A 13,678-nucleotide genomic window follows, 5' to 3' on the forward strand; every position below is an offset into this window, starting at 1 on the left:
GTGGTTAAGTTAGGGGAGATAGTCGAAGGCAGTGCTTATTTATTTGCACATACACATGAGGAAAAGACTAAAGAGACACTTAAAGAGCACTTAGATAAAGTAATAGAGTATTATAAAATATTATATAAAGAAAAGCATCTGGATATTGTGAATCAAAGGTTTCAGGATGTATTAGGTAATAGCCCTCTATTTGAAGAACTTTTAGAGGGGGCCCTTTATTTACATGATATAGGAAAGATCAACCTTAACTTTCAATGTGCGAAAATGGAGAGTAAGTACTTCATTAAGGAAAGTAGGGAGTATAAAGATCATGCTCTTTTATCGGCGTACATCTATATAGATTATTATTTCGAAAAGTTTAAGCAGCAAAAGTATTCTAATGCAGAGCTTAAAAAAGTTATTCCGTTGCTTATTTTAAATGCTTATGTTATTTCAAGACACCATAGTGATTTCTCCTCACTAAAAGTATTTGAAGAGGCGCTTGTAGGGCTTTTAGCTAAAATAGAAGAAGATGATTATTTAACGAAGCAGCTGATTCGTAAGCCTAAATTAACAGAGAAGAGAATACAAAAGTTTTTTGATATTACTTTTCAGGTTACTCAAAAAGAAGATTGGGGTAGTGCAGATGCTTATATATATACGAGATGGCTTTATTCAGTATTAGTAGCTTGTGACTTTTATGCTACATCTGAGTATATGACAGATATGCCAATAAGTGATTTTGGACTGTTAGTAAATAAAGACTTATGGTTTAATACATACGAAAATACATCAGTTTATAAGAGTATTCAATCCTATCAAAGAGAATGTCCTAATAAGGATTTAGATCAGTTTACCCCTATCAATGCCCTGCGAAGTGAGCTGTTTCTTGAAGCAGAACATAATTTCAAAAAGGAACCAGATGCACCTATTTATTATCTAGAAGCACCTACAGGTAGTGGTAAAACCAACACATCTATTCATATTGTTCTAGAACTATTAAATAAAGATGTGGCACTCAGTAAAGTCTTTTATATTTTTCCATTTAATACTTTGGCAGAGCAAACTTATAAGTCCCTCACAAAAACATTTGGGGAGAATGTGCAAGTTAGTAAAGAGATTACAGTGGTAAATTCTATTACACCTATTAAAAATAAAAAAGGAGAAGAGGAGGATGAAATAGACTATAGTCAGATGCTTTTGGATAGGCAATTTTTCCACTATCCTGTAGTGATCACAAGTCATATTCAACTTTTCAATTTACTATTTGAATCTTCAAGAGATCAGGCAGGAGGACTCTATCAATTAAGCAATAGTGTAATCATTATTGATGAGGTACAAGCATATAAAAATACACTATGGACAGAGATAATAGGATTTTTTAGAAGTTATGCTAAATTACTTAACTTACGTATTATCATCATGTCTGCTACACTACCACATTTAGGTAACCTTATTGGAGCGGTAGATATTATGCCACTCATTCAGAATAGGGAACGCTATTTTGGACATCCGCTGTTTAAAAACAGAGTAAAGTTAGACTTTAGTTTGCTAGATGCAGAGGATGTTCTAGAAGAGATGACAGAAAAAATCTTAGATTATGATAAAGTAGAAAGTAAAATCTTAGTAGAATTTATTAAAAAGAAAAGTGCTGCAAATTATTATCATAAAATGATGGAGTTACAAGAGGAAGGGCTTATTCATAAAGAAATCATGCTCATTACAGGAGATGATTTCAAGTGGGAGAGAGAAAAGTGTATTGAGGTAGTCAAACAGAAGAAAAATGTTCTGTTAATTGCTACTCAAGTTATTGAAGCAGGAGTAGATATTGATATGGATATTGGATTCAAAGATATTTCTCTATTAGATGCGGAAGAGCAGTTTCTTGGACGGATTAATAGATCTTGTCTAAGAAGTGAGTGTAAGGCCTATTTCTTTAATTTAGATGAAGCAGCTACTATTTATAAAGGAGATTATCGTAAGCAAAAAAGATTTACTGTATTGGAGCAGGCAAGTAGATTGATTTTAGAGAATAAAAATTTTAGGCCTTACTATGAAGCTATTATACAGGAAGTTAAAGCATATGGGTTAAGTCAGAATAGTAATAATCTAAAGGTATTTCTTAAAGAACAAGTAGGAGAGTTAGATAGTAATAAAATTGCAAAGAGGATGACGCTTATAGGGGAAGATATATGCCCTATCTCTATCTTTTTGGCTAGAGAAGTAACTATTGAGAAAGATGGAAAATGCGTAGTAATTAATGGTGCAGAAATTTGGGAGCAATATGTTAACTTAATAAAAGATAAGTCCTTACCTTATGCACAAAGAAAAGTAGAACTTTCTAATTTAAGCGAAGTTATGACTTGTTTCATTTGGAAGGTGAATAATAGAGGTCAATCTTACAATGAACGCATAGGAGATTTATATTACATTGAAGATGGCGAGAAGTATTTTACAAATGGTAAATTTGATAGGGAAAAATTAAGTGAAAGCAGCTATGAACTATTGTAAGGGGGAAAAATTATGGTGAATGGCACACTTGTTAATTATTATATTCATTGCAAAAGACAATGCTGGCTTCATGGTAATAGAGTAAATTTAGAAGATAATAGTGAGGATGTTAAGATTGGGAAAGCACTTCACGAAGTGAAGGCGGAAGAAAGTAAGCATACAGAACTTGCGATAGAAAATATTAAAATAGATAAGATGACATCAGATTATTTGGTAGAAATTAAAAAATCTGATGCAGATACTGATGCAGTTATATGGCAAGTACTTTACTATCTCAAGGTGCTTAGAAGTAAGGGAATTAAACGTAAGGGAAAAATAGAGTTTATTGAGAAGAAGAAAGAAGAAAATAAAGTCATTTATGTAGAACTTAATGAGGAGAATGAGGTGATATTAAAGGAGATAGAGGCCAATATAGAAAGATTGCTTATGGGCAAATTACCTGATAAAAAACAAAAAGCATCTACGTGTAAGAAATGTGCTTATTATGAGTATTGTTATATATAAAGAGAGAGGGGGATACATATGGGAAGCACAAAATACATTACTTCTATGGGGGCTTTAAGCCGAAAGGATAATTCTATCTGTTTTAGAAAAGATGGTAAGAACATCTATATTCCTATAGAGAATACAAAAGAAATTTATTGCTTCGGAGAAGTGAGTTTAAATAGTAAGTTACTTGATTTTTTGGGAAAAGAAAATGTAGTTGTTCACTTTTTTAATTATTATGAGGGATATAGCGGAACTTTTTATCCTAGGGAGCAGTACATGAGTGGTAAATTATTAATTGAACAAGTACATGCTTTTGAGCAAAAGAGACTTAAGATAGCAAGGAGCATTGTCATAGGCATAGGAGAAAATATTTATTATACATTAGAGCACTATCAAAAACATGGGAAATCCCAGGTTGGGGAGGTTATGCATTATATTAGACATGAGCTACATGGACAGGTTCAAAAATGTAAGGATATACCTGAGCTTATGCAGGTAGAAGGAGATTTATGGTATAGATTTTATAACACCTTTTCAATCTTTTTACCAGAAGAATTTGTGCTTAATAAACGTGTTAAAAGACCACCAGATAATCCGATAAATGCTTTAATATCATTTGGGAATAGCTTACTTTATGCTAAAACTACTACAATAATTTATCATACACACCTAGATCAACGTATTAGTTTTTTGCATACTCCAGCAGAAAGAAGATTTTCATTAAGTTTAGATATCAGTGAAGTATTTAAACCTATTATTACATTTAAAACCATTTTTGATCTTGTCAATCGTAAACGGCTTAAGGTAGATAAACACTTTGAAAAGAATCTTAACTATTGTTTACTTAATGAGGTAGGAAGAAATATTTTTATTGAAGCATTAGAGGAAAGATTAGAAAGTACCTTCGAACATGCAAAATTACATCATAAAGTTTCTTATAGACAAGCTATTAAGCTAGATTGCTATAAACTTATTAAAGAAATTTTAGAGGATAAACCTTTTATACCTTTTAATATAGGAGAGAAACAATAGGTGGGAAAAAACTTTAACTATGTGATTTTATTCTATGATGTAAATGAGAAGCGTGTCCAAAAGGTATTTAAAATATGCAAAAAATATCTTGCACATTATCAAAAATCAGTTTTTAGAGGAGAGATTACTCCGGCCAATATAATTAAACTTAGAAATGACCTTAAAAAGATTATAGATAAACATGAAGACTTCATTTGTATTGTGAAGACTATCAACGCAGAGATATTTGAAGAAGAAGTATTAGGAACTGAACCTATTAATGGAGAAAATTTGATTTTATAAATAATATTGAAATAAGGTGAAAAATAGAGTGTAAATTGTTTATAAATGTTCTAAAATAGAATAATAGACAACTAAATATCCCCCATCCTTATTTTTAAGATATTTCTGCGAAACTAGATAAAATAAGAGAATAGTGGTAGTTAGTGAAATAAGGTAATAGATCATGATAGATTGGGGGAGAAAAGCTAAGAGCTATACTAATCAATGATTCTTGTTAAATGGTGAATATTTAAAGCTAGAGATTTACAAAGGATAAACCTTAACATTAGATGTATTGAAATAACTGAGGCTGTGTCAATGCCACCTCGGACACTTGATAAACCTTAACATTAGATGTATTGAAATATGATTAGGTTACTGCCTTTTGTCCAAGTAGCCGTAGATAAACCTTAACATTAGATGTATTGAAATTTATATAGCATCGCTAGGAGCGTATCAAGCACCAAGGATAAACCTTAACATTAGATGTATTGAAATAGAAAATCTGATTACAAAATATGGAGCAGGCGTTTAGATAAACCTTAACATTAGATGTATTGAAATTAGGATTGAGCCCAGACTTATCGTCTGGTCCATCGTGATAAACCTTAACATTAGATGTATTGAAATGGCACCCATGTCCTTAGCTGATCTGTGCTAACTTTAGATAAACCTTAATATTGAATGTATCAAGGCTTTTGTGCAATCAAGTTTAAAGTTTAAAGGAATTAAACAAAGCTTAATATTATGTATAATTAAATAGTAAAGGTTAGGTGATAATAATAATATTAGTGTCTAATCTAAAGAACTAAATATAACAATAAAATAATAAAAGCCAAGCTAAATACAGCCTCCCCCTTAAAATAGGCTGCATTTAACTTGGCTTTTTTGTGTGGCACGAGTTAGCCTGTAACGGATTAAGTAGAGAGGCTTAAGACCAGGAAGTGGAGGGCTTTTCTATAGGCTAGTCATGGGTCGTAGGTGGGTATTGTCGGTAACTACCGTTTATAGGGATGCCTATGCATATATAAAGGTGAGTTAGGAGGTAGCACGTAGAACGTATGAGGTTGCTGCAAGATAGGCTGATAGCTCCTTAATCTACTGCCAGATACTTAGTGTAGTTACTTAGCGTAGGTTCAACCATAAGCTTGCTGCCACAATTCATGCCTATGGTATGGTGTAAGCAGTAGTAGCTAGAGCTAGAAGGGGGGACTAGCATTAGAACTATCTTGCTTACAATGTGTAAGATGCATCTACTACCTAGGATGTGTTTGCATTTTACATATACTATATAGTCCTATGTACTAGAAATTCTTCAATTTTTTTATAATTTTTAATGGAATTACTTAATACACAAACAGCTCTATCTGAAAAGATGACTACTTTAGAGCGTTATTTTAATTTTAGAATCTATGCCACTAACTCCATAGGGCTTGTAAATAAATTAGTTTTAAGTAAATAAGAGATAAAGTGAGTAAAGCCAAGCTAAAGGAAAGTAAGTTTGGTTTTTATTCTGTTAATTATAGTGTTTTTATAACATTCTTACTATGTTATACTAAGTGCATTAAAAATATAGAGTAGAGAGGATGAAGCATATGGAATTAGATGAAAAAGTAATCAAGTATACTTATGGGCAGCCTATTGAAACAGATGCAGTTGTATTAGGTAATATAAAAGTAGGAGAGAATCTATCATATTTAGCTTTAGAAGGCAAAAGTTTTAAATATAAACTGCAAAAGGACATACCTGTATATGGTTTGGGAGAAAGCGTAAGGGGTATTAATAAAAGAGGATGGACTTATGAAAGTTTTTGCTCTGATGATGATATGCATACAGAGACTAAAAGGTCTTTATATGCTGCACATAACTTTATCATCATAGCAGAAGAGAAGCCTTTTGGACTCTTTATAGATTACCCTGGTAGGTTAACTTTTGATATAGGGTACAGTCAGTTAGGTGAATTAGTGATTACACCAGAAACCATGGATTTAGATCTATATATTTTAGAAGGAGATACCCTTCTTGATATAGTGAAGACTTTTAGACAGCTTACAGGAGCAAGTTACATACCGCCTAGATGGGCATTTGGTTATCAGCAAAGTAGATGGAGTTATAAAACGAATGAGGAAGTAAGGGCTGTAGCAAAAGGCTTTAGAGATAATGGTATTCCGTTAGATAGCATTTATTTAGATATTGATTACATGGAGAGACTTAAGGATTTTACTATAGATCGTGAGAAGTTCCCAGATTTTAAAGAGCTTGTAGCAGAGCTTAAAGAGGATGGCATTAGACTCATTCCTATTATTGATGCCGGGGTAAAGGTAGAAGAAGATTACAATATTTATGAAGAAGGGGTAGCAGGGGACTTCTTTGTAAGGGATGAAAAGGGGGATATCTTTGAAGGCGCAGTATGGCCTGGTAAGGTACATTTTCCTGACTTTTTAAATAGTAAGGCAAGAGAATGGTTTGGTCAGCATTATGCATACCTTATGGATAAAGGGATTGATGGCTTTTGGAATGATATGAATGAACCAGCTATTTTCTATACACCAAGAGCTATGGCACAGGCTATGCATAAGGTAGAGGAAAGTAAGGATAAGAATATTGATCTTGGCACATTCTTCGGTATTAAAGATAGCTTTAGTCAAATCATGAATAAAGAGGAATACTTTAAAGAAATGCATCACAACATGGATGGCAAATGCGTCAGACACTATGATGTTCATAACTTATATGGGTACAATATGACGAGAGCAGCAGGGGAAGCTTTTGAAAAGCTAAGACCTTCAGAAAGGGTACTACTCTTTTCTAGAGCATCTTATGTAGGTATGCATCGTTATGGAGGGATATGGACTGGGGATAACCGTTCATGGTGGAGCCATTTACTGCTTAATATTAAGATGATGCCTTCTCTTAATATGTGTGGGTTCCTATATAGTGGTGCAGATGTAGGTGGATTTAGTGATAATACAACAGAAGACCTTCTAACAAGATGGATTCAGTTTGGTATCTTTATGCCACTTTTACGTAATCATACAGCGGCATGGACAAGACAACAGGAGCCTTATGCTTTTGAGCATACAGAAAGGCTTAAAAAATGGATTAAATTACGTTATGCACTAATTCCACACTTATATAGCGAGTATATGAAAGCTGCGTTAGAAGGTGGCATGTACTTTAAACCGCTTGCCTTTGAATATGAAGATGAGTATGTAAGAGAAGTGGAAGACCAGCTTTTAGTAGGAGAAAGCCTTATGATTGCACCTGTATATGAGCAGAATAAGACTGGTCGTTATGTGTATTTACCAGAAGATATGTTGCTTGTTACGTTTGAGGACGAGAAAACTTATACACTAACTAAGATGGCTAAAGGGCACCACTATGTAGCATGTGATATGGACCATCTCATTCTCTTTGTAAGACCAGGGCGTATGCTTTTATTAGGAGCGGCAGCAGATAGTACAAAAGATTTAGATATGACGAGCCTAACAGGAATTGCTTACTGCAAAGAAGTATGTCATCATACTTACTATGAAGATAATGGGATGGATAGACAGGTACATTTAGAGGGGCATGTAACAGAAGTTGAAATTAAAAAAGAAAATAATCATTTTAATATTAAATTGAAGAACGCACCTTGTTCTGTCCTTAAAAAATTAGCTTTAACACTTTTTGATAATGAAACAGAAACAATTACAGGTATACAATACGACATCTAGCGAATAATAAACAGGTATATTAGTTATAAGGAGCAAACTATAATGAACATACCTATGAAAAAAATCGCAATCATCTTACTTAGTTTGATGGTCGTTAGTACAGTAAGTTATGCTAAAGACCGACCTAAAGAAAATTATGAAGCTTATACAAAAACATATGGAAAAATACTAAAGACCATGCATAAGGAGCTAAAAAAAGCTCCTAAAACAGGAGATGTCACCATAGATTTTCTCTATGAGCTAAGTAGTCACCACAAAGGGACCTTGGCCATGGTAGAAAATGAGTTAACTAATGGAGATAATCCCGTTATTTGGCAGTTTGCTAGAGGTATTAAACGTACACATTATAAACGAAAAGATCAGATGGAGCTCCTTATTAAACAACTTAAAAAAGAAAAGCTAGTCGATAAGGAGAAAGAAGCGCAGTATCTAGCTCAATATGAAGGTATTATAAGTGAAATGCTTAAGGAAATGGAACAAGCAGATTGCACAGAAAATGTAGATAAAGCTTATCTGCTTCAGATGATAGCAAGTCATAAGGCAACCAACAAACTAGCTGAGCAGTTTGTGCAGTATAGTTCTAATATTACTGTACAGGAAATTGCCACTAAAATGATAGAGCGTCAGACGAAAGAATTGAAACAAATGGAGAAGTTTGTAAGAGAGATAAGGTAAATAGGAAAAATTAAAAAGAGATATACCAAAACGAGTTCATTGAACTGGCTTGGTATATCTCTTTCTTTATATGCTGCAATAGAAGATTCTTTAAGATAAAATGAAAAGAGCAAAAATAAAAGCGTACTGCTAATACAAATGCAGTACGCTTTTATTTTAAGTGAAATATACGACTAAGTTCCTTACGGGCGTGGGAGATGGAGACGGGTAAGCCTTCGATAGGAAAGCCATCCTTAGTCTTAAGGAGTTCCATAAGGTGTCCGATACGAGGTAGCCTTAAATGGATTTGGCGAAGTAGAGAAGGCTTGTTAAAAATTTCATCAGGAGAGCCACATCCTACTATCTCACCTTGATTAAGTAAATAAATATAATCACAGTACATAGGTACAAGATCCATATCATGGGTAGCGATAAGGATTGCAATCCCTAAATCTTGTTGAAGCTCACGAATAAGTTGCATGATTTCACTAACGCCTTGAGGGTCAAGCCCAGCTGTAGGTTCATCTAAAATGAGGACTTCAGGTTCCATAGCAATAATGCCTGCTAGGGCAACGCGCTTTTTCTGACCGTAGCTTAAGCTATGGGTGGGCTTTTGACGGAGCTCATAGGTACCTGTGCGTTTTAGAGCATTTTCTGTTCTAAGATGTGCCTCGCTTTCAGGAATACCTAGGTTGACTACCCCGAAGGAGACATCTTGGTACACACTGGCTGAGAAAAGTTGGGTGTCAGGATCTTGGAATACGATACCTACAGACTGTCTAAGCTGGTTAAGAGACTTAGAGGAGTAGGAAATAGGTAAATTTTTATGATAAACTTGACCCGAAGTAGGCTTTAAGATGCCGTTTAGATTAAGGAATAAGGTAGATTTGCCTGCGCCATTTCCACCAAGGATACCAGTTGTTTTTCCTTTTTGTATTTGTATAGATAGGTCCTTTAAAGCAGGGGTACCATCAGGATAGTTGAAGCAAAGTTGTTTAGTCTCCATAATAATGTTTGCTGACATAGTGCTACCTCCCAAGTAAGAAATTTTCAAATGCAATAAGTCCTAGGAGGATGGCTTCAAGTATAACAAAATAAAGATAGTTAATCTTTTTATAAGCATCTTCATTAAGGACTTTTAAAGAGCCTGTATACCCTCGGCATTCAAGAGCAGTATAGAGGTGATTATTTATCTTAAGCGTGCGGATAAGAATAGTGCTTAGAAGCATGCCAAGTGACTTAATACCCAATCGAAAGCTTTTATAACCAAGTCTTGAAGCCTGCGCAGTGTGCATTGTAAAAGCTGTATCAATAAGAACAAAGATAAAGCGATAAATTAGGCTCATCATTTCAATAAGAAAGGTTGGACATTTAACTTTTTCAAATACCCTTAGAATATCTGTCATAGGAGTAGATAAGCATAAAAAGTATAGGCAGCTTACACTTGCAAATACCTTAAAAAACAGTATGAACACTGTTTGTAAGCCAGAACTTGTAATGCCCACATAAAAGTTGCCTATAGGAAGTGATACTAAGTAAACAGAGGCATCACTGGAAAACTCAAATAATAAAGTAAGGATACTTAGTAGTAAAAAGGTAAGGGGGATCGTCATAAGTTTAAGGTATAAACTCATGACGATATGCCCCTTATAAATGGTAATCCAACTCATTAAGGCAATGACAAAGCAAAACATTATAATAGAGCTTGAACAAAGGCAGGTTATAAGGAGTAGAAAAGTGAGAAGAACTTTCTGAGTAGGATCAAGAGGCCTTAAGGTGGACATATAGGCATATTTATCAATATCTTTCATCGCTTAATCTTCTTTGGCTTTGCTGTGCCCTTTAAGATAACCAAATCCGTAAGCTAGGATACTTGCACCAAAGGCTGCCTGAAGGGCAAAGAGTAAGCTTTCAATTTCACCGCTAGCAGGTTCGATAAGTGGTTCGAACCAAGGTTCATAGTCTGTAGCGATTTGCGTGATAGCTGTTTCAGCCTCACCATCGGCTCCGCCAAACTCCGCGTTTTTTACAAGAAATAAAGGAGAAAAGCTAATAATTACAACAAGTACAATAAGTAAGATATTCATTTTTTTCTCAGACATCATTAATCCTCCTTTGAAAGTCTGCCTAAACTGATAAGACCTTCTTGGCTATATTTTTTTAGAGCATTAATTACAACAACAGTTAAAAGGCCTTCGCTGATAGCTAGTGGTATTTGAGTCATAGCAAAAATTCCGAGGAACTTAAGAAGTGATTCCATAAAGCCGCCAGTTTGGGCTGGAAAGGCGAGGGCGAGCTGAATAGATGTCATAACATATGTAAGAAGATCTCCTAACATAGCAGCTAAAAAGATAGCAAACCACTCAGGCATTTTAGTTTTACGAAGTAATTTATAGATAAAATAAGCTGCAAAAGGGCCTACGATTGCCATAGAAAATACATTAGCGCCTAATGTAGTAATACCACCATGGGCCAAAAGTAGCGCTTGAAACAATAAGACAATACCACCAATAACTACCATTACAGTAGGTCCAAACAGAATAGCACCGAGGCCTACACCTGTAGCGTGGGAACAGCTTCCTGTTACAGAAGGAACTTTTAGTGCTGACAGTACAAAGGCAAAGGCACCAGCCATAGCAAGCACGAGTTTAGTTTTAGAGTCTTCTTGAAGTGTTTTTTTCATAGAAATAATACCTGCTATGAAAAATGGTAGGCATAAAATTCCCCAGCCAATACTCCAGCCTACAGGAAGGAAACCTTCCATAATATGCATAGCCTGTGTATTCATAGTGACTAATCCTGCTACAAAGCAAAATACTCCAAAAATTGGTAACTTTCTTTTCATGATTACATCTCCCTTTTATGATAAATTTTAAAATGAATTGACGCAGTCTAAGGCATGATTTACAAAGAGTTTTTGAATTTCTTTATCTTCACCAAGGCCTTGTAACAAGATTTTAGACTGAATTCCATGTTGTGATAGGATAATCTTCCAAGAATCTTCTTCGTCTCCAGCCATATCGTTGATGGCATGGTCACCTGCCACAAGCATAAAAGGTGCGAGGTAAACCTGAGTTATACTGTCTTTTTGAAGTTTATAAAGTACTTCATCAAGTGTAGGATAGCCTTCCACAGTGCCTACATAAATAGGCGCGCCTAAATGATGGAACATATATTCCAGAGCGCAGTAGGCGGAAAAGGACTCATGGTAAGTACCATGCCCCATAAAGACTACACCTTCATGTTCTTTAAGTTTAGGCAAGCTGTTTAAAGTAGCAGAAACAGCGGCTTTGTAATCATCAATAGTCGTTAAAAGAGGTCTACCAAAATGGAGTTTTTTAAACTTCGCCTTAAAAGGTTCAATCTGCCTTTTAAGTTTGTCATACTCTTCTCCACAAATAATATGTAGAGATTGAATCAGCACCTCATCATAACCAGCTTCATAGATTTTCTGTAGGGCCTGGGAAGCATTATCAATATATAAACCGTCCCTAGAAGCAAGCTTGCGAATAATCATTTGTGAGGTGTAGGCCCTAAAGAAATCATAATCTTTAAAGGTTTTATGGAGTAGATTTTCGCAAGGTTCGATTGTTTTTTTTCGTGTGTCTTCATAGCTCGTGCCGAAGCTCACAACAAGTAAAGCTTTTTTTGACATAATCAGTCTCCTTCTTTGTTGAGTTTTAAATCGCAAGAAGGAAGGCAATAAAAAAAGCTCCCCCGAAGGAGAGCTTATGTATATTTGTGCATAACAAAAAAAGCACAAAATACATATTACCTCCTTTCCCACCGAAAGGGTAATTCTCATTTTAGGTAGGTCTCCTGGCTGACGTATCATCCCTCTTATTCACCTTCCCATACAAAAAGTACAGTGGTTAAGGTAAGCCTTACGAATAAGAAGTCCTCGTCTACAGTAGCGGGGGCTGCAGTGTATCACACGTTTCCCTATTAAGCTAAAGTAGCGCCTAAAATGTCTTTGCTTAAATATATGATGTTATTCGATTGAATATGTCCAGTATAGCGAAAAAAATGTTGAAAAACTAGTCCTAATTATTCGAGAATCATTTTATCCTTAATTTTAATGTCCCAAGTTCCAACGCTTCCAGAAGTCATAAGAGAACCAAGTCTAAAATCATCATTTAATTTATCCCCTTTTTCTACATCATCGTAGAATTGTTTATCAACAGGGATAGCAATCTCCACTTTATTCATAGAATCTTTAATATGGTCATTAATATCAAGGCTTAAGTGAGACTGTTTTACTTCAATAACAACAACGTAGCGAGGACCATTGTCAGTATTATAAAGTCTAGAGATTTCACGGTCAGAAAGGGATTTGCCACAGCCAACTAAAGTAAAGAGAGAAAAGAGGCTGATAGAGGCAATAAGAAAAGCTTTTTTCATATGAGTAGCTCCTATCTTAATTAGTTTAGATAATCCTATTATAGCATATTGACTAGGTGACTATAAAACTCTATAATGAATCAAATATTAAAAATATTTTAGCATACAAATAAAAGGAGTACATGTTCGTGACGTATCATATAACAGAAATGAAAGAGACAGATTGGTTAGGTGTAGCAGATATTTATAAGCAAGGTATTGATACAAAAATCTCTACTTTCCAAACAGAAGTCCCTACTTATAAAGTGTGGGATGAAGGACATATTCAAAGCTGCAGATTTGTAGCCAAGGAAGAAGATAAAGTAGTGGGATTTGTAGCTATAAGCCAATCCTTTGAGCGCTATGTCTATAGAGGAGTAGTAGAACTTAGTATTTATATTCATAAGGACTACAAAGGTAAGGGCATAGCTTCTGCTTTACTTGAAAAACTTATTATGGAATCCGAGAAAGAAGGATTTTGGACACTTGAATCTCTGATTATTAGAGAAAATGAAGCAAGTATAGCCTTACATAAGAAATGCGGCTTTAGAGAAGTAGGTTACAGAGAAAGATTCGGACAGATGGATAACGGCAAATGGCATGATGTAGTGATTATGGAAAGAAGAATTGCAAATTAAAGAATAGATTTAGGG

General features: G+C 34.7%; 13 protein-coding genes, 1 CRISPR repeat array and 1 riboswitch. Of the genes, 7 read left to right on the top strand and 6 right to left on the bottom strand.

Translation table 11 applies throughout. The annotated features are described in order from the left end of the window. The 6 genes from cas3 to ACLTBU_RS12450 all read left to right on the top strand — a co-directional run bounded on the left by cas3 (window position 1) and on the right by ACLTBU_RS12450 (window position 8,666). Window positions 1-2,490 (top strand): CRISPR-associated helicase Cas3', encoded by a 2,490-nt coding sequence (gene cas3, locus ACLTBU_RS12425; protein WP_412219174.1) that lies wholly within the window; start codon window positions 1-3, stop codon window positions 2,488-2,490. A 12-nt stretch (window positions 2,491-2,502) separates the two neighbouring features. Next, on the top strand, window positions 2,503-2,994 hold the full coding sequence (locus tag ACLTBU_RS12430; protein ID WP_412182960.1) for a CRISPR-associated protein Cas4: 492 nt from the start codon (window positions 2,503-2,505) through the stop codon (window positions 2,992-2,994). Window positions 2,995-3,012: 18 nt separating this feature from the next. Beyond that, window positions 3,013-4,011 carry a type I-B CRISPR-associated endonuclease Cas1b gene (cas1b, locus tag ACLTBU_RS12435; protein WP_412219177.1) on the top strand — a complete coding sequence of 333 codons (999 nt, stop codon included), beginning with the start codon at window positions 3,013-3,015 and terminating at the stop codon, window positions 4,009-4,011. After that, window positions 4,012-4,293 carry a CRISPR-associated endonuclease Cas2 gene (gene cas2 / locus ACLTBU_RS12440; RefSeq protein ID WP_412219180.1) on the top strand — a complete coding sequence of 94 codons (282 nt, stop codon included), beginning with the start codon at window positions 4,012-4,014 and terminating at the stop codon, window positions 4,291-4,293. A 251-nt stretch (window positions 4,294-4,544) separates the two neighbouring features. Next, a CRISPR array of direct repeats spans window positions 4,545-4,902; the repeat unit is 30 nt; unit sequence GATAAACCTTAACATTAGATGTATTGAAAT. Window positions 4,903-5,867: 965 nt separating this feature from the next. Next, window positions 5,868-7,991 carry a TIM-barrel domain-containing protein gene (locus ACLTBU_RS12445; RefSeq protein ID WP_412219183.1) on the top strand — a complete coding sequence of 708 codons (2,124 nt, stop codon included), beginning with the start codon at window positions 5,868-5,870 and terminating at the stop codon, window positions 7,989-7,991. Between the two features lie 42 nt (window positions 7,992-8,033). After that, on the top strand, window positions 8,034-8,666 hold the full coding sequence (locus ACLTBU_RS12450; RefSeq protein WP_412219186.1) for a DUF305 domain-containing protein: 633 nt from the start codon (window positions 8,034-8,036) through the stop codon (window positions 8,664-8,666). A gap of 151 nt (window positions 8,667-8,817) precedes the next feature. Here ACLTBU_RS12450 and ACLTBU_RS12455 read toward each other — a convergent pair whose 3' ends face one another. The 6 genes from ACLTBU_RS12455 to ACLTBU_RS12480 all read right to left on the bottom strand — a co-directional run bounded on the left by ACLTBU_RS12455 (window position 8,818) and on the right by ACLTBU_RS12480 (window position 13,046). Beyond that, a complete protein-coding gene (locus ACLTBU_RS12455) occupies window positions 8,818-9,669 on the bottom strand; it encodes an ATP-binding cassette domain-containing protein (RefSeq protein WP_412219189.1) in 852 nt (283 codons plus the stop codon). 4 nt (window positions 9,670-9,673) lie between these two features. Beyond that, complete coding sequence (gene cbiQ / locus ACLTBU_RS12460; RefSeq protein WP_320650928.1) at window positions 9,674-10,456, bottom strand: cobalt ECF transporter T component CbiQ; 783 nt, start codon at window positions 10,454-10,456, stop codon at window positions 9,674-9,676. Between the two features lie 3 nt (window positions 10,457-10,459). After that, on the bottom strand, window positions 10,460-10,747 hold the full coding sequence (locus ACLTBU_RS12465) for an energy-coupling factor ABC transporter substrate-binding protein (protein WP_320650929.1): 288 nt from the start codon (window positions 10,745-10,747) through the stop codon (window positions 10,460-10,462). 2 nt (window positions 10,748-10,749) lie between these two features. Continuing rightward, window positions 10,750-11,490 carry an energy-coupling factor ABC transporter permease gene (locus tag ACLTBU_RS12470; protein WP_177671755.1) on the bottom strand — a complete coding sequence of 247 codons (741 nt, stop codon included), beginning with the start codon at window positions 11,488-11,490 and terminating at the stop codon, window positions 10,750-10,752. Window positions 11,491-11,517: 27 nt separating this feature from the next. After that, window positions 11,518-12,300 carry a sirohydrochlorin cobaltochelatase gene (locus ACLTBU_RS12475; protein ID WP_412219192.1) on the bottom strand — a complete coding sequence of 261 codons (783 nt, stop codon included), beginning with the start codon at window positions 12,298-12,300 and terminating at the stop codon, window positions 11,518-11,520. A gap of 136 nt (window positions 12,301-12,436) precedes the next feature. Then, window positions 12,437-12,626: riboswitch (cobalamin riboswitch) on the bottom strand. A 66-nt stretch (window positions 12,627-12,692) separates the two neighbouring features. Further along, window positions 12,693-13,046: a hypothetical protein gene (locus tag ACLTBU_RS12480; protein ID WP_320650931.1), complete on the bottom strand. Its 354-nt coding sequence runs from the start codon at window positions 13,044-13,046 to the stop codon at window positions 12,693-12,695. 128 nt (window positions 13,047-13,174) lie between these two features. On the opposite strand from ACLTBU_RS12480, the gene ACLTBU_RS12485 reads away from it, so the two are divergent. Then, window positions 13,175-13,663 carry a GNAT family N-acetyltransferase gene (locus tag ACLTBU_RS12485; RefSeq protein ID WP_177671758.1) on the top strand — a complete coding sequence of 163 codons (489 nt, stop codon included), beginning with the start codon at window positions 13,175-13,177 and terminating at the stop codon, window positions 13,661-13,663. Window positions 13,664-13,678: the final 15 nt, after the last annotated feature.

Origin of the sequence: Zhenhengia sp., assembly GCF_046966505.1 — a bacterium.
Taxonomy (GTDB): Bacteria; Bacillota; Clostridia; order Lachnospirales; family Cellulosilyticaceae; genus Zhenhengia; species Zhenhengia yiwuensis.